Here is a 15,888-nt window from a genome sequence, read left to right on the forward strand (position 1 = left end):
TTCATTCTGGGGCCCATGTTCGAGGAGAATTTCCGGCGCGCCATGACCTTGTCGCGCGGCGATCCAATGGTGTTCCTTGAGCGCCCGATCAGCCTGACCTTCGTCTTGATCGGCATTGCGGTGCTGCTGGCGACCACGACCTCCTTTGTGCGGCGTGGCCGGGCGGAGGTCACCGAGTGATGGCGACGGTCGAGCAAACGGCCGGTTGCCCGAGCTGCAGGAAGCCAGCCTAGGTGACGGCGACCGGATCGGTGTGCATGGCTTGGGATCGCTAGGGGCTGGCTGGCACGGTGGTGCCTGCCCTGCCGGATGTGTTGCCCGGCCGGTTCAGTTCTCGCGCCCCCGCAAAGTCGCCTGGGACACGAGAACCGGTCATCACGCTTTGAGCTTGGCAAACAGGTCGTTGATGTCGTCGGCGCGCTCGAGCCGCAACAGCGATGCCAGAAGGGCGTTCGCCCGATCCGCGCCGATAACGTCATCGACATTGGCGTGGAACTTGGCGAAGTAAACACTGTCAGGCGCAGGGTTGCGGCGTGTGCCGACCATGTCCTCTACCGTATGGGTGAGGCTCCTGCCATCGGCCATCACCAAGGTCACCACTGCACGCGAGCGCGAAGTGTCGGCATCGGCCAGCGGATCCGCCACATGCACAACCTTGTCGGCGAGTGCATTGACGACCGGATTGCCCAGGCTTTCCGTGCTGTAGGAAGACTTGTTGAACCGCCCCAAAGCCAGGGCTTCCGCCACCGTATGCTGCAGGCTGATGCGGCCGTGCCAGGAGGTGCGCGGACGCCGCTTGTCCTCAACCGGCTCGCAAACGGTGCGGAAGGAGCGCCGCATGATCTCGCAGCGGATTTCGGCGATGTCCTCAAGGGCGAAGTCGTGCTGCGCCCGCAATTCAAGCGCGGCCGTAATGAAGGGCATCATCGTATAGGCGCATGGGTATAGCTTGGGCGCGATATTGAGCACTTCCCAGCGCGAACCCAGCCCCTCAACAAGGGTGTCAAAGCGGAATTGCACATCGGACTGAACATGGCTTTTGTACCAGCCAAAATTACCCTCGAACACGGCCGATGGCCCCGTCAGACCCTGCTGCGCAAGGGCAACGGCGCGGATGCCTGCGGCGGCTGCAAAGCCGACATGGAGGGTTTTGCTGTCGGCACCGTCCTGAAAGGCGCTGATCGAGCCCGCTGACAGACTGGCGGCTGTTCCAACCGCATCGGCCATGACGCCGACCGGAAGGCCACGGAGCCGGGCTACTGCATAAGCGGCGCCAAAAACGCCATAAACGCTGGTCGGGTGGAAACCCACTTCATGCATGCGCACCGGGGAAACCAGGCCCAGGCGGCACAGAATTTCGGAGCCAACCAGAACCGCTTCAAGCAGCTGCCGGCCGGTCTGCGGGGTCTTGTGCGCTTCGGCCAGTGCCGCAGCCAGAATGACGCCGGTGGGATGGATATTGCTCGCGATATGGGTGTCGTCGAACTCGAGTACCGCCGAAGCCACGCCATTGATGAAGGCGGCGCCGGCCAGCGAGGTTTCCGTAGCATCGCCAAGGGTCTGCGCGCCCCGGCCACCCCCATCGGCATCCTGCTGGGCGCGGCGGGCTGCTTCCACCGGGCGCAGCCGATGGGAGGCCAACATCACCCCAACCAGGTCAACTATGCGCAGCTTGGTGTTGTGAACCACCTCGGCGGGCGCATCATCGAGGGAAAAGCCAACGGCCCACTCGGCCAGCTGGGAACTCAAATTCGGCATGGGTGAGCCTTGATCGCAAAGAAAAAATGGCCGCAAGGCCGTTGTAAAGTACAGAGCAGTTGCAGCGCGGCGCGGGTGGAATGCAGCAGCCGCCTCGCGCCCGCGGCTAAAAATAGCCGGCAGCAGATTGCCGCCGGCTACGGGGAGTCTCGCTTATTTTGCGAGGCCGATTTCGGTCAGCACTTCATCAAACCGGTCGTACTCGGCCTGCAATGCGGCACCGAGTTCCGAGCCGGGCATGAAGCGCGGCGACACGCCGGCCTTTACCAGCTTGTCGGCAAATTCGGGCGTGTCATTGGCGGCCTTGAGGGCGTCCTCGATCATGGCAACCACTTCGGCTGGCATGTTGGCCGGGCCCATCACCATCTGCCAGCCCGTGCCGCTGATGCTGTCAATCCCCTGCTCTGCAAGGGCAGGCACATCGGGGAACTCGGCCAAGCGATCAGGACCGGGAACGGCTAGGGGGGTCAGCGCGTCCTGGCGGACCTGGGGAATGGCGGCAGCATCCATCATGAACTGCACATCCCCCGCCAACACCGCCTGCACCACCTGGGCGGCACCGGTATAGGGGATGTGCGTCGCCTCGACCCCCATCGCATCAAGCATATCGACCGTGGCCACATGCCCGGTCGAGCCAACGCCGACCGAGCCGTAGTTCAGCTCGCCTGGGTGTTCTTTGCCATAGGCGATGAACTCTTCCAGCGTGGCCACAGGCAGGGTCTTGGACGAGACCAGCATGCGCACGGCTTCGCTGACATTGGCGACCGGGGTGAAATCGTCAAAGGGGTCAAAACCCACTTCGGCCATATGCGGCGCCGTGGTGAAAATGGCATTGCCGCCCAGCAACAGCGTGGAGCCGTCGGCAGCTGCGCGCGAGACCTGTTCTGCTCCAATGGTGCCGCTGGCGCCGCCAACATTTTCCACCACGAAGTTGACGCCCAGTCGCCGGCTGAGTTCGTCAGCGACAATGCGCCCCACAATATCCCCGGCGCCACCGGCCGCATAGGGCACCACCATGGTGACGGTGTCGACGGGATAAGCCTCCTGGGTCAGGCCAGGGGCAGTTGTGGCGGCGCTCAGCAGCACTGCCAGTGCTGCGCTGCATGCGATCTTGGATTGTTTTGTCATGTTTCCTCCCGTTGGCCCTTTTGGCGCTCAGGTCCATGTTTCTGCCATGACCTTGCCGCGCCCGATAAATGCCTTGGCCGCATTTCGCATATCGGAATAGCCGCTCATGCTCGCGCTGCATATTCCTCGCGCCGACCCGTCCTGGCCCTTTTTGGGCTTGCCGTAAATCAGTGTCCCTGCCCTGACTTGCGGTGAGCTAATACGGACATTCTCTTACAGTCGCTGTGCGTCAGCCCAAGCAAAGTTGGACCGTTCCGCAAGGAGAAACTCAGGGGTTATCTTCAAGCCCTGCGGACTTCCAGAGGTGCCCACGCAATCCCGCCCACGGGGCATGCAGTTTGTTGTCGCTTTTGTTGGCAGCGTGTCGGAACCTCGGCGTCCAGATCGTCGCTGGAGTGAGCCATGCTCGCGCCACCGATATTGAGGAGTCCAAAGATGATCCGAGCCACCATAGCTGCAGCCTTGCTGTTGACGGGTGCCCTGGCCCATGCCCAGGAAGCGCCCAAGGGCGACTATGCCGAGGTGAACGGCATGCGCATGTATTACGAGGTGTCGGGCTAGGGCGAGCCGCTGGTGGTGCTGCACGGCGCTTATATGAACATCCCCGCCATGGGGCAGATCATCCCCATGCTGGCCCAAACCCACACGGTTTATGCGGTGGAGCTGCAGGGCCATGGGCGCACCAACGACATCGATCGCCCGATCACCTATCCCAACCTGGCCGACGATGTCGCTGCCTTCATGGACGCCGTCGAGCTCGAAAAGGCCGATGTGTTCGGCTATTCCATGGGCTCGGCCGCGGCCCTGCAATTGGCCATTCGCCATCCGCAAAAGGTGGACCAGCTGGTTGCTGCCTCGGTTTCCTATGACATGGCAGGCGCGCAGCCTGAATATCACGCCATGATCCCCACGATGACGCCCGAAATGTTTGTGGGCACTCCGATGGAGGACGAGTGGAAAAAACTCGCGCCTAACGCCGAGGCGTTCCGCCCCTTTGTGGAGCGCTTGATCGCGCTCGAGCATGAACCCATGGCCTGGCAGGAGGATGTGAAGGCACTCAAGCACCCGGTGCTTATCATCACGGGCGATGCAGATGTGGTGACGCTTGAGCATTCGGTGGCCATGTTCCGCCTCCTCGGTGGCGGGGCCATGGGCGATCTGGGCAATCCCCTGCCCGCCTCGCGGCTCGCGGTTTTGCCCGCGACCTCCCACACCGCGGTGATCGGGCAGGCCAACTTGCTCCATGCATTCATCGAACCATTCCTGAAGGGTGAAGCGCCCAAGGGCATGTTCGACAACTAAGGTTCTTTCTAGCTTTGCCCGTCTCGGGCGGCTGCCCGTTCTTGAAGCTGGCTGCGGCAGCACCTAATAAGAAGTTATGCCCAAGCCCAAAGCCGAGATGAACACTGACAACTGGCTGCGCCAGGAATGGCCGCTGCCCAGTGCCGCCACTTTGGGCTCCTTTGTGCGCGCCAAGGGGATTGTGCTGGAAATCCGGGCGCGCCTGCCGGGCCCGGTGAAGAAGTCGCTCGACCTCGAGGCCGGCCGGCTGGTTCTGAAGCTGCCCCCCACCGCGGCAGCTGAGTTTACGGCGGCATCGACGATTGTTGCCAAAGCCCTTGAAGGTATTGAAAGCCTGCCGGTGATCCCGCGCGAGATCGAGGATATCCTGACGATCTCCACCACTGAGCGCCACCGCTGGCTCAAGGATGGTCGCCTGCCTAGTGCTGGCACCCGCACAGTCAAGCTGGCCGGCCGCGCCAAGAAGATCACCTTCCACGTGTTCGATCCGCGCAAGGTCGAGGACATCCTTGATCGCGATATGGTGGTGAACTGGCGTGAAGAGGATGCGGCAACCAGAGCCGACAACCGGCGGCAGGCGGCCTGGAAAGCCAAGGTGAAGCGGGCGCAACAGAGCGGCACCGCAACTGCTCCTGCCCAAGAGAGCAGCACTGACGAGGCCCGGCCGCAGCTGATTGGCTGGGAAGAGTTCGAGCGGGATGGTCCGCTGCGCTGATCTAGCGCTTTGTCCGGGTGGGAATATGCGCCCCACCCGGAGCCAGGACGGGTCTAAGCCTTACTTGGCCGCAAAATAGTTGCCGAGCGCCTCGAAGGCCGGCAGGCTCGTCGGATCATTGGCCGAGTTGGTCGCTTGCGGATGGGAGCTGAACCGGGCGATCACCATCCGGGCTTCGGGATCGACATAGATGGACTGGCCGTGCACGCCCCGGGCCATAAAGGCGCCATGGGGGTTGTTGGTGATCCACCACATCGCCCGATAGCTCCAGCCCTTGAGCAGGTCATAGCCGGCCTTGGCAAAGGCTTCCGGGCTGCCGCCGGCACGGATACTGGTAATAGCTTCTTCGGGCACCAGTTGCTTGCCGTTGATGGAGCCGTTGTCGAGCATCAACTGGCCAATGCGGGCCAGATCGGTCAACCCGGCATTCAGGCCACCGCCTGCATAGGGCGTGCCGATCGAGTCCACCGTGTAGTACCCGGACTGATCCGCGCCCATCTGGCTCCAGATGCGTTCCGAAAGCACCTCGTTGATCGGCTTGCCGGTGACGCGGGAGATGATCCACCCCATCACGTCGGAATTAATGGTCCGATAGCCAAAGGCTTCCCCGTGTTCCCCGGATTTCTTGACGGTTTCCAGATACTGGAAATAGGTCCGGGGCCCCTTGTAGTCAGCGGGCTTGGGCAGAGGATTGCCGGCCGCCGAATAGGTCCAGATATCGGAGTTGGGGTCGTTATAATCTTCGGAATAATCGAGCGCGGTGGTCATATCGAGCACCTGCCGCACCGTGGCATCGCCAAAACCGCTGTTCTCCAGCTCCGGGATGATCGAGCCGACGGTCGCATTCTCGTCGAGCTTGCCCTCCACCACCAGCGTTTCACCCAGGAGGCCCGTAACCGACTTGGTCACCGACATCAGGGCATGCTGCCCCAGATCGGTGAGGCAACCGGAATAGCGCTTATAGACCACCACACCGTCATGCATGACGATGACGCCGTCCGAGTAGTTCGCCTGCAGCGACTCCGCCCATGTCATCTTGGTGTCGCCCCCGAGGGGGGTGAAGGTGATCGCATCAACGGCGGGATCGAGCACTTCCTCGAGCGGAACGGGATCGCCCAGCCCGCGGCTCACATTGACCGTCGGCATCAGCTGGCGGAAATGGCATACCGTCCAGCGCAGTTTGGGAAAGGCATAGGCGTCGGGATCATCGACGCGGATGATCTTGTCTTCAGGCGGCGGCGACCCAACCATCCAGCCCATCTTGTTGGGGTCAGATTCGGCGGCGTTGAGCACCGGTGCATCCTGGGCCAGCGCCGGAACCGCCAGCAGGGCGCAGAACAGGCCCGTCTTCAGGCTCAGCCTAGAAATTGACCACGACATTGACAAATCCTCCTGACCAAATCGTGTCCTTCTGGGTGATCTCGCGAATGCCTTCACCCGGGATGGACACGCTGAACCCGGCCGTCAAAAAGGCATTGGGGCTCAGAACGCGGTTGTACTCGATGAAAAAATCGTCGCTCAGATGGGCGTTGGTGACGCCAGCGATCTGATAGGGCTGGCCACTAACTTCGATGGTTCTTGCGCCCTGGCCGAACTGAATTGGGCTGCCCAACTCATTGGCCCGAATATGGGCGTAACGCAGCGTAATCGTATCCACCTGGGTCGGCTTGACTGAAAGCGCCAGTTGGTGCGCGTTGACATTGGAATTGTTGAAGACCAGGGATGACTTGGAGCCGGTGGCCCAGGCATCGGGACTGCCTTCGTAATACAGCGGATCGAAGCGTTCGAAGCGCGAGGTCGTGGGATCGTCGCCCGAAAAGGTCTGGAAGGTGTAGGACAGGGATGGTGTCCAGGGCGCATCGGCAAAGGTGTAGCCGATCTGCGCTCGCCCGCCCCAGGCCGACATGTCGATCCGTGGGTTCCATTCATAGGCGATGTCGCCAGACAGGAAGAAGCTCTCGTTCTCCGGATTGAACGGGTTGCCGCGACCATAAAGGTTGATAAAGCTGAGCCCCTTGCGTCCATCCGGGATCAATTCGGGCGCGCCGATGCCGCCGGGTGCCGCTTTGGGATAGGGCGACGTGGACTCCGGCACATGGCCAAGCGTGCCGCCGACAAAAGTTTGCGTCGTCTTGTCATAGCGCAGATCGACGCCGACGATCTTGGTGCCGGTTTCGTTGTCGCGCTGCTCGTTGGGCTCAAGATAGAAGGCGGTGCCCTTGACGTCATCGAGCCCGATCGTGCCCAGGGCTGCCATGCCCCACGCCTTGTGCGGTCCGAGCTTGAGGGCCCCGCGCTCAAAGCCGTTCGAGCCGCCATTGGCCAGGAGCATGCCACTGCCGGCAACGAAATCCCTCGGCCCCAGCGACAGATCGATGGTCGGGCCGGTCTGGTTGGTGGTGCGGAGCGCCAGATAGCCTTCTTCGAGGGTGATCGCCCCGGTATTGCCGGTATCGAACGCGTCGATACCCAAGGTACCCGAGGCGATGGCGGAAACCTTGCCGTAAAGGACCACCGAATTGTCGAGATCAAGGGTAAAGCTCAGCCCCGGCTCGATATAGCCCTCCAGCCATTGCGCGTCGGTATCGACGCCGGGCGCAACCAGATCGGCCAGATCCCAGAACAGATTGTGCTCAATCACCCCGTTAACACCGGCTTGCAGGTGCCCCCGCAGCATGAAGCCATTTTGGTCGATCAGCAGCAGCGGGTCCTTGCCGCCCTGGCTTTGAGTGATCTGTTCCTGGCTGGCTTCATCCTGGCTGGATCGGTCCTGCCCAAAGGCAGCCGGAACAAAAACGAGACTGGCGCAGAACAGGATCGTGGTGGCGCCTTGGGCGCAAAGATGAGGCATAACCGATACCCACCTGATGTAACACTCCGGCTTGATGCCGGGCACGGCCAGTATTCGGCTGGCTCAAGCCAACCACAATCGGGGATTCCCTGAGAGACTTAGCTTCGCGTTGCTGGCGGGGAGCTAGAGTGGGCTGAGGTTATGGCGGATGGCGTAGCGCACCAGATCCACCGCCGAGCGTGCTCCGATCTTGCGCATGATGGTGGCGCGGTGGGTCTCGACGGTTTTGATGCTGATGCCCAGCAGCTGGGCCACCTCCTTATTGCCGAGGCCTTCGGCGAGGTGGCGCACAACCTCGAGCTGGCGCGGCGTCATGGCATCGCCGCCACCTCCATCAGCCCGGCACAACGCGAGTTGCAGGCAGGCCTGTAGCTCCGCTTCGGCCAGCGCGGGCGAGAAAAATGGGCGGCCAAAATGGAGGGCACGAATGGCGCTGATAACGATCTCGGGTGGGTCGTTCTTGAACACGCACCCCTTGGCGCCGGCAAGGATCAGCTCACGAAGTTCGCTTTCCTCCCTTGGCAGTGAGAAGATAAGAACCTGGGACTCGGGACAGTCGATGCGCAACAGGTCCAGGATCCCGGTGCCCGCCAGATCCTGCATGGCGGGGTCGAGCAGCACGAGATCGGGGCGCAGCTGAAGGGCAAGCTGTACGGCATCGTGCCCGCTGCCTGCCTCGCCGCACACTTCAAGGCCAGGCTCGGCACCGATGAAGCGATGCAGGCCACTCCGGACCACCGGATATGCATCAGCCACCAATATTCTGATCAGAGGCCAGTCCATAGACTATCTCCGCCGACGACATGCCATGCCCACTACAACCTGTTGATCAAAGCAAACCATACGCCGCGCCACCCCTAATCGGTTTAGGGGTATTCATGTACTAAAGCCTGCAGAAACAGCCTAAAACTTGCCGGAGAGTCGCCGCGATCTGGGCAAGCGGCCAAGTATGGCTGCGCCAAGATGTTTTACATCACGGCGCTGGCAGGCGGTCCCACCGAGCCTGCCAATCGGGTAGGGCGCCAGAGCGCAACCGCTATTCAGCCGCGGTTGCGGCCACGCTTTCTGCGGGCTCCAAGGCGGCGGCAACGGCTTGGTCGATGTTCTCGAGCCAGACAAATTCAAGCCGCTCGCGCACATCTTGGGGAATGTCTTCATAGTCGCGGCGGTTGCGGGCTGGCAGCAGCACCCGCTTAATCCCGGCCGCCGCCGCGGCAACCACCTTTTCCTTGATGCCGCCCACCGGCAGCACCAGGCCCCGCAGCGATATCTCGCCGGTCATTGCCGTATCGCTGCGCACGCGGCGGTCGAGCAGCAGCGAAACCAGCGCCGTCGCCATCGCCACCCCGGCGCTGGGTCCATCCTTTGGCGTAGCGCCCGCGGGCACATGCACATGGATGTCGCTTTTCTCAAACAGCAAAGGATCGATCCCCAGCACGCCCGCACGGCTCTTGACCAGGCTCATCGCCGCCTGCGCGCTTTCGCGCATCACATCGCCAAGCTGGCCAGTGAGGATCAGCGCCCCCTTGCCCGGGACGCGCGTGGCTTCGATGAAGAGGATGTCGCCGCCCACCGGCGTCCAGGCAAGGCCGGTCGCTACTCCGGCAACCCCGGTGCGCATCGCCACTTCATTTTCGAAATGGGCAGGACCCAGCAGTTCCTCAAGATCGGCGGCCCTGATGCTGACCTTTTCGGCCGTGCCTTCGGCTACCCGCATGGCAGCGCCGCGCAGGACGCGGCCGATTTCGCGTTCAAGGCCGCGCACACCGGCTTCACGGGTGTAGCTGTGGATGATGGCCTTGAGCGCCTCATCATCGATCTCGGCCTGGTCGGGGCGCAGCCCGTTGGCCTCCAGCTGCCGCTGCACCAGATAGCGCCGGGCGATCTGCAGCTTTTCGGGCTCGCTGTAGCTGGCGAGGCTGATGATTTCCATGCGGTCGCGCAGCGGGCCGGGAATGGTGTCGAGCATATTGGCCGTGGCGATGAAGACCACGCGCGAAAGATCAAATGGTACGGCAAGATAATTGTCGCGGAAGGTCCGGTTCTGCTCGGGATCGAGCACTTCGAGCATGGCGGCGGAGGGATCGCCCTGGACGCCCCGGCCCATCTTGTCGATTTCATCGAGCATCATCACGCAATTGCGTGCCCCCGCCTTGCGGATGCCTTGGATGATGTTGCCGGGCAGCGCGCCGATATAGGTCCGGCGGTGACCGCGGATTTCCGCCTCGTCATGCACGCCGCCAAGACTGACGCGCACGAAGGGCCGGTTCATTGCCCGGGCAATGGATTGGCCCAGCGAGGTCTTGCCGACGCCGGGAGGGCCGACAAAGCACAGGATCGGCGCCTTGCCATCGGGGTTGAGCTTGCGAACGGACAGATACTCGATGATCCGGGTCTTGATCTTTTCCAGCCCGAAATGGTCCTCGTCAAGGATGCGGCGGGCGGTGGCGATGTCGATCGGGCTTTCCTCGGGCAGCGTCCAGGGCAGCCCGATCAGCCAATCGATATAGGTGCGGATCATGCCCGCTTCGCCGGCCGCCTCGGGCATTCTCTCATAGCGCCGCAATTCCTTGCGGCACTGGTTTTCCACCTCTTCGGGCATGCCGGCCTTGGCAATCGCCTCATTGAGATCGGCAATTTCCTGGGACTTGCCTTCGTCCTCGCCCAATTGGCGCTGGATGGCCGCCATCTGCTCGCGCAGCAGGGTTTCGCGCTGGCGCTCGTTGAGTGCGGTGCGGGTCTGCTGGCTGATTTCCTGGGAAAGCCGCAGCACCTCGACACGCTGCGCCAGGACGCGCGAAACCTTATCCATCCGCGCCGTGACGTCGAGGGTTTCGAGGATCTCCTGCTTTTCCTCGGGTTTCATGTCCATATAGGCGGCTGCCAAATCCGCCAGTTGGGACGGCGAGGTTGTGCCCTGGATGGCGGCGAGCAATTCCTGGGGCACCTGGGGCAGCAACTCCACGGCTTCAACCGCGAGGTGCTGGAGGTTGAGGAAACGTGCCTCGATTTCAGGCGAGCGCGTATCCACCTCGGGCAAATCAAGCACGCGCGCAACGGGGAACGGTGTTCCAGGGAAGTAATCGAGCACCCGGAACCGGTGCACGCCCTGGCACACCAGATGGTGCGACCCGTCGGGGGCCGTGATGTAGCGCACGATATTGGCCATAGTGCCGGTGCGGTGCAGGTCGTCGGGACCGGGATCGGCTTGCTGGGGATCCCGCTGCAGCACGATGCCGATCTGGCGTTCCTGCTTGACCGCCTGCTGGGCCGCGGCAATGGATTTCGGGCGCCCCAGCGTAAGGGGCACAACAATTCCGGGAAACAGCACCATGTCCCGGACCGCGACGATGATCAGGGAATCGCTGGGCAGTTCCAGGGGCTTGTCGTCGCTTGCGGCGCCCTGGGCATTCTGGGTATCGGTCACGGCACGATCTCCTCACCCGAGCTTGGTCAGGCTGAACACGACACAGCCATTGGTGGCAAAGCGGCGCACGGAATAACGCCCAGGCGGCAGCGCAATGCGCCGCTCGAAGCGCCCTTGGGGCAGTTCCAGCCGATGGATCACCGCCGCACGCAGTTCAGGCGGCAAGGTCCGGCGGCCTGCCACTACCAGCGATCCATCTTCGATGCCGGCTTCCACCTGTTCAGGATCGACACCCGGCAAGGCCACAAAGACCAGAACTTCGCGCTCGGTTTCCAGCACATCGATGGGCGGCTCCCAGCGCGGCTCGCGCGCGGCCGTCGCGGTCGAGATGCGAAAGAACTGAGATTGGATGCGTTCGGCGCGGGCCAGCGCCTCAAGCGCTTCGGAAAGCATCCAGTTGGGAGAGTCTGTTCTTGCCATTCGTGCTCTCCACGCGCTTGGCTTTGCCGGCACATCTAGGCTTGATGTCTGTCGGTGCGGCGGGAGGGCTTTGCCGGGTTCTTGGCGTGCCGCCGTCACACCGGACGGAGCGGGCCCACCCCATCGGGTAGGCGGGCATTATTGCGGGCAATGCGCTCGTGCCCGGTCTGGTTCCGATCCTCGCTCGCCGCGCAGCGCGCTGCCGGGTCCGCCAAAGTGCAGGAAAGAAGGGGTGCCCAAGGGGGTGGCCCCGGGCGTTCCCCCTACATGTGGGTTCAGGGCTGCGCTTCGCCGCCCTCGATTTCACTGCGATCATGGTAAACATGATCTACCAGTCCCCAGTCGCGGGCTTGTTCGGGGGTCATGAAGTTGTCGCGTTCGAGGGCCTTCTCGACTTCCTCATAGGTGCGGCCGCAATGCTTGGCATAAAGATTATGCATTCGCCGCTTAAGGCGCATGCTTTCTTCGGCATGCAGCAGGATATCGGTGACCTTGCCCTGAAAGCCGCCGCTCGGCTGGTGCAGCATGATCGACGCATTGGGCAGGCAGATGCGGCTGCCCGGCGCGCCCGCCATCAAGAGGAACGATCCCGCGGACATCGCCATGCCCATGCAAAGCGTTCCCACCGGCGCCTTGATGAACTGCATCGTGTCATACATCGCCATGGCCGAGGTCACCGCCCCACCGGGCGAGTTGATGTAGAGGTAGATCTCCTTTTTGGGGTTTTCCGCCTCAAGAAAGAGCAACTGCGCACAGACCAGCGAGGCCATGTTGTCCTCGACTTCGCCATTGACGAAGATGATCCGCTCGCGCAGCAGGCGCGAATAGATATCAAACGATCTCTCGCCGCGGCTGGATTGTTCCACGACCATAGGGACGAGCTGCATCATGTCGCGCATCGGCGATCTCCGTTCAAACTTGCGGTTTGCCTAAGCTCAGGCGGCCAGCATCAGGGGGCCGCGCCGATTGTCGTTGGCGCTGGCTGGGGCAAGCACCGGTGCGTGGGTCAGCGTCAGCCAGGTGCCCCCTTCATCGGTTGGGGTGAGCTCGAAGGTCACGAGGCTTTCCTCTGCCTCGACGACGGCCCCCTGCCCCTGTTCGCGCCAGCGATAAGTCAGGCTGCGGTTTTCCTCCGCCGCTACCACGGAAAGCTCAAGGCCGGGCGCGGGCCGCAGCCAACGCTCCAGCAACACTGGGATGGTCAGCGCCCGCCAGACCTTTTCGGGAGCAGCTTCAAGAGCGCATTCGAACACCAAGGCATCTGCATCGATCTTCACTGGTCCATCTCCTTGAGCACATCCTTGAGGGACTCGATGCGATCGGGCCAGAAGGCGCGATATCGAGCCAGCCATTGATGCAGTGGCGCCAAACCATCGGGTTCAACGCGGTAGTTGACGAAACGGCCCTCGCGCCGCTCGCTGATCAAACCTGCTTGACGCAGCACTGCTAGATGCTGGGACATGGCGGGCTGGGATATTGCGAGGCCCTGACGCAGCTCCTTCGCCGTCATTTCGGCGGCAGCAAGCCGCTCGAGCACACCACGACGGGTCGGATCAGCCAGGACCTTGAAGATATCCACGTCACTCATGTCCAACACATAAGCACAGACTTATGTGTCGTGGCAAGGTAGTGTTGTGGAGGGATTTGATGAAACTGCAATCCGGGTAGGCCGCCACGCCATACCCGGCAATCTCAGCGCAGCCAGCCCAGCCGGCTTTCCACCCGGCGAGCGCTGTCGCGCACCAGGGCGATGAGATCGGGGTCTTTTTGCTGCACTTTGTGTTCGGGTACCACGATCGACATGGTGGCGTGGCAGTGACCGCTCCGATCCAAGACGGGTGCGGCGATGCAGGCTACGGCATAATCGGACTCGCCGGCCTGGATGGAGAGGCCCTGCGCCAGCGCCTCATGGGCATTGTCGGCGAGCACCGCCGGGTCGGTTTCGGCCCGGCCGGTCGGGGACACGCGGGCGGAGCGCGCGAAGATGCCCAGCAGTTCCTCGCGTGGCAAGTGGCCGACCAGCAGCCTGCCCGAAGCGGTCCAGTTGAGCGGGCTGCGCGAGCCCACTCGAGAGCTGACATTGAACTGACCGGTGCCATCTTCCATGGCCAGCACCACCATCATGTCCTGGTCGCGGCCGCAGATCTGCACCGTCTCGCCCGACAGCCGCGCCAGTTCGTGCATCTCCTGGGTCGCCGCGCTCAGCAAATCGAGGCTGCGCGCATAGCTCAAGCCATAATGATACATCCGCGGGCCAAACCAGATCAGCCCGTTGCTGTCGCGGTCCAGCAGATCCTTGTCGACGAGATCGTCGATGATTGCATAAATGGTCGAGAGCGGCGCGCCGACCGCTCTCGCGATTTCGTAGGCAGTGGCGGATCGCTCGAGCTGCTGCAGATGATCAAAGATCTGCAGCGCCCGATCGATGCCGCTGGTGCGCGTACGGCGAACCGGCTCAGTTGCACTAAGGATGTCGCTCACTACTCTGTCCCGTCGTTCAACCGATGTGCCGCCCGTCTAGGCGTTTAGTCGAGCCACTTCAATATAGCAGCCTCTTGCGCACGCCAATGTTCATGGATTGGCGTGGCAATGATTTCATTGGAGCCGCGGGCCGCTTCGAGCTCTTCGACCAGCCGTTCGGCCACGACGGTTTCTTCATTGGGGTGCAGATTGCACGGGTCGAGGAAGAAGTGCCCATGCTCGGCTTCGTGGTCGCGCACGATGATGGGGCGTGGCCCGGTTGCTAGGGCGCGGGCAAGGTCCCAGGCCGTGATGCGTGCCAGTTCTGGATTGATCGTCACCTTAAGTCGATCCAGCGGATTGTCGGTGGGATCGGGCACAATGGTGGCGGTTACGCCGGCCTTGTCGGCCAGGGTTTCAAGCCAGAGATCGAGTGCGGCCTGTTCGCGCGCGCGGATGCCGTCGTGGTCGCGCACTTTCCAGGCTTCCAGAGCCGCGATGACGCCGGCAATGCCTTCCTTGCCCACCTTCATGCCCCGGCCGATGCCGCGGTTCTGCAGGTAGATGTTGCGGATCAATTCCTTGTCGCCGGCGCAGATACCCGAGGTTGGCCCACCCAGGAACTTGTGGCCCGAGTACAGCACCACATCGGCGCCATCGGCCAGGAACTTGCGCAGGTCGTATTCGGATGCCGCATCGACGATCACCTTGACGCCGCGGGCATGGCAAATCTCGGCGAAGGTCTTGAGCGGGATCTGCGCGTAATCGACGACGTGGTGCGACACAACAAACACCGCAGCAACAGTCCGCTCGGTGATGGCGCCTTCAAGCTGATAGCCGTGGGCGCTGGTGGCCTGGCCGACCGGCACCACCTTGCCGCCGGCAATGCGAATGGCCTGTTCCACCGGCGCGCCATAGCTGACCATATGGCCGGTCTGGATCAGGACTTCATTCTTGAGGCTGCCCGCATCGGGAAGCTGCTCGATCGCCCAGAGATTGTCGCCCGTAATCGCGGCCGCCACAGCGAGACTGATCGCCGCCGAGCATGAAGCGGTGACAAAGCCGGCCTCGGCACCCGTCAGATCGGCGATAGCGTCGCTGGCGCGCCGATGCAGGGCGCCCATTTCCACGAACTCTGTGAGGACGCGCGTAATGGCATCCACGGCTTGGGGAACCACGATCGAGGCGCCCAGGGAGGTCATGGTGCCCGAAACGTTGATCACCGGACGAAGTCCCAGCTGGCTGCGAATATCCTGTGTCATGCAAATAACTCTCGATTGATGGGCTGCCCGGTTGATGCGGCAGCGATTGGGTTGGGCCGGATCGGCTCAGTCAAAGGCGACGATGGCTTCGATTTCCACGGTGATCTGGTTGGGCAGCGAGCCAAAGCCCACGGCGGAGCGCGCATGCACCCCTTGCTCGCCGAACACTTCGATCATCAGATCCGAGCAGCCATTGATGACAGCGGGATGGGCCTCGAAATCGGGCGTCGCATTGACCATGCCGAGCAGCTTGACGATGCGGCGCACGCGCCCCAGATCGCCCAAGGCCGCCTGCATCACGGCAATCAGATTGATGCCGGTAAGGCGGGCATGGGCATAGGCCGCATCAACCGAAACATCGGCGCCCACCTTGCCGGTGTGGAGCGTTCCGTCGGTCTCGGTTGGCCCCTGCCCTGACAGGAATAACAGCTTGCCATCGATCACATGGGTCACGAAATTGGCGATCGGAGAGGGCGCTGCGGGCAAGACGATCCCCAGCGCCTTGAGCCGCTCATAGGGGGACGCATCCGGGCGCGTGGCCAGCTCGGAAATGCTCATAAATGGA

14 protein-coding genes and 2 pseudogenes are annotated in these 15,888 nt (G+C 62.6%); 3 read left to right on the plus strand and 13 right to left on the minus strand.

The genetic code is table 11. The annotated features are described in order from the left end of the window. A pseudogene (locus AC3YMN_RS05250) lies at positions 1 to 180 on the plus strand (tripartite tricarboxylate transporter permease); the annotation flags it as partial. Positions 181 to 375: 195 nt separating this feature from the next. On the opposite strand, the gene AC3YMN_RS05255 reads toward AC3YMN_RS05250, so the two are convergent. Together AC3YMN_RS05255 and AC3YMN_RS05260 are read right to left on the minus strand one after the other, a co-directional pair. Beyond that, the gene (locus AC3YMN_RS05255; protein WP_489889209.1) at positions 376 to 1,758 is read right to left on the minus strand and encodes an MmgE/PrpD family protein; all 1,383 of its coding nucleotides are present in this window, start codon (positions 1,756 to 1,758) and stop codon (positions 376 to 378) included. Between the two features lie 153 nt (positions 1,759 to 1,911). Further along, positions 1,912 to 2,886, minus strand: coding sequence for a Bug family tripartite tricarboxylate transporter substrate binding protein (locus AC3YMN_RS05260; protein ID WP_489889210.1), 975 nt, complete (start codon positions 2,884 to 2,886; stop codon positions 1,912 to 1,914). 435 nt (positions 2,887 to 3,321) lie between these two features. Between AC3YMN_RS05260 and AC3YMN_RS05265 the strand changes: the two are divergent. Both AC3YMN_RS05265 and AC3YMN_RS05270 read left to right on the plus strand, forming a co-directional pair. Then, positions 3,322 to 4,188: pseudogene (locus AC3YMN_RS05265) on the plus strand (alpha/beta fold hydrolase). A 76-nt stretch (positions 4,189 to 4,264) separates the two neighbouring features. Beyond that, positions 4,265 to 4,903 carry a hypothetical protein gene (locus AC3YMN_RS05270; RefSeq protein WP_489889211.1) on the plus strand — a complete coding sequence of 213 codons (639 nt, stop codon included), beginning with the start codon at positions 4,265 to 4,267 and terminating at the stop codon, positions 4,901 to 4,903. Between the two features lie 60 nt (positions 4,904 to 4,963). On the opposite strand, the gene AC3YMN_RS05275 is transcribed toward AC3YMN_RS05270, so the two are convergent. The 11 genes from AC3YMN_RS05275 to AC3YMN_RS05325 form a co-directional block, all read right to left on the minus strand. Then, positions 4,964 to 6,283: a serine hydrolase domain-containing protein gene (locus tag AC3YMN_RS05275; RefSeq protein WP_489889212.1), complete on the minus strand. Its 1,320-nt coding sequence runs from the start codon at positions 6,281 to 6,283 to the stop codon at positions 4,964 to 4,966. After that, the gene (locus AC3YMN_RS05280) at positions 6,264 to 7,754 is read right to left on the minus strand and encodes an alginate export family protein (protein WP_489889213.1); all 1,491 of its coding nucleotides are present in this window, start codon (positions 7,752 to 7,754) and stop codon (positions 6,264 to 6,266) included. Before AC3YMN_RS05280 ends, AC3YMN_RS05275 begins: the two co-directional genes overlap by 20 nt. A 123-nt stretch (positions 7,755 to 7,877) precedes the next feature. Continuing rightward, positions 7,878 to 8,510: a LuxR C-terminal-related transcriptional regulator gene (locus AC3YMN_RS05285; protein WP_489889214.1), complete on the minus strand. Its 633-nt coding sequence runs from the start codon at positions 8,508 to 8,510 to the stop codon at positions 7,878 to 7,880. 280 nt (positions 8,511 to 8,790) lie between these two features. Continuing rightward, positions 8,791 to 11,181, minus strand: coding sequence for an endopeptidase La (gene lon, locus AC3YMN_RS05290; protein ID WP_489889215.1), 2,391 nt, complete (start codon positions 11,179 to 11,181; stop codon positions 8,791 to 8,793). 12 nt (positions 11,182 to 11,193) lie between these two features. After that, positions 11,194 to 11,601 (minus strand): Hsp20/alpha crystallin family protein, encoded by a 408-nt coding sequence (locus AC3YMN_RS05295; protein ID WP_248305214.1) that lies wholly within the window; start codon positions 11,599 to 11,601, stop codon positions 11,194 to 11,196. A 275-nt stretch (positions 11,602 to 11,876) separates the two neighbouring features. Then, positions 11,877 to 12,500 carry an ATP-dependent Clp protease proteolytic subunit gene (locus AC3YMN_RS05300; protein WP_127751833.1) on the minus strand — a complete coding sequence of 208 codons (624 nt, stop codon included), beginning with the start codon at positions 12,498 to 12,500 and terminating at the stop codon, positions 11,877 to 11,879. Between the two features lie 36 nt (positions 12,501 to 12,536). Continuing rightward, positions 12,537 to 12,878, minus strand: a complete 342-nt coding sequence (locus AC3YMN_RS05305) for an SRPBCC family protein (protein WP_489889216.1) — start codon at positions 12,876 to 12,878, stop codon at positions 12,537 to 12,539. After that, positions 12,875 to 13,189 carry an ArsR/SmtB family transcription factor gene (locus tag AC3YMN_RS05310; protein WP_489889217.1) on the minus strand — a complete coding sequence of 105 codons (315 nt, stop codon included), beginning with the start codon at positions 13,187 to 13,189 and terminating at the stop codon, positions 12,875 to 12,877. Before AC3YMN_RS05310 ends, AC3YMN_RS05305 begins: the two co-directional genes overlap by 4 nt. A gap of 104 nt (positions 13,190 to 13,293) precedes the next feature. Next, entirely contained in the window at positions 13,294 to 14,082 is a 789-nt protein-coding gene (locus AC3YMN_RS05315; RefSeq protein ID WP_127751830.1) for an IclR family transcriptional regulator, read from the minus strand. 44 nt (positions 14,083 to 14,126) lie between these two features. Further along, positions 14,127 to 15,323 carry an aminotransferase class V-fold PLP-dependent enzyme gene (locus AC3YMN_RS05320; protein WP_489889218.1) on the minus strand — a complete coding sequence of 399 codons (1,197 nt, stop codon included), beginning with the start codon at positions 15,321 to 15,323 and terminating at the stop codon, positions 14,127 to 14,129. Between the two features lie 66 nt (positions 15,324 to 15,389). After that, positions 15,390 to 15,881: a RidA family protein gene (locus AC3YMN_RS05325; RefSeq protein ID WP_127751828.1), complete on the minus strand. Its 492-nt coding sequence runs from the start codon at positions 15,879 to 15,881 to the stop codon at positions 15,390 to 15,392. Between the last annotated feature and the right edge of the window lie 7 nt (positions 15,882 to 15,888).

The sequence above is a fragment of the Devosia sp. Z11_6 genome, from assembly GCF_058133665.1.

Excerpts from the sequence above, each read along its gene's own strand:
- AC3YMN_RS05275 (WP_489889212.1), bottom strand. The coding sequence starts at position 6,283 with ATGTCGTGGTCAATTTCTAGGCTGAGCCTGAAGACGGGCCTGTTCTGC.
- AC3YMN_RS05300 (WP_127751833.1), bottom strand. The coding sequence starts at position 12,500 with ATGCGCGACATGATGCAGCTCGTCCCTATGGTCGTGGAACAATCCAGC.
- AC3YMN_RS05295 (WP_248305214.1), bottom strand. The coding sequence starts at position 11,601 with ATGGCAAGAACAGACTCTCCCAACTGGATGCTTTCCGAAGCGCTTGAG.
- AC3YMN_RS05260 (WP_489889210.1), bottom strand. The coding sequence starts at position 2,886 with ATGACAAAACAATCCAAGATCGCATGCAGCGCAGCACTGGCAGTGCTG.
- AC3YMN_RS05280 (WP_489889213.1), bottom strand. The coding sequence starts at position 7,754 with ATGCCTCATCTTTGCGCCCAAGGCGCCACCACGATCCTGTTCTGCGCC.
- AC3YMN_RS05310 (WP_489889217.1), bottom strand. The coding sequence starts at position 13,189 with ATGAGTGACGTGGATATCTTCAAGGTCCTGGCTGATCCGACCCGTCGT.
- AC3YMN_RS05320 (WP_489889218.1), bottom strand. The coding sequence starts at position 15,323 with ATGACACAGGATATTCGCAGCCAGCTGGGACTTCGTCCGGTGATCAAC.
- AC3YMN_RS05255 (WP_489889209.1), bottom strand. The coding sequence starts at position 1,758 with ATGCCGAATTTGAGTTCCCAGCTGGCCGAGTGGGCCGTTGGCTTTTCC.
- AC3YMN_RS05270 (WP_489889211.1), top strand. The coding sequence starts at position 4,265 with ATGCCCAAGCCCAAAGCCGAGATGAACACTGACAACTGGCTGCGCCAG.
- AC3YMN_RS05325 (WP_127751828.1), bottom strand. The coding sequence starts at position 15,881 with ATGAGCATTTCCGAGCTGGCCACGCGCCCGGATGCGTCCCCCTATGAG.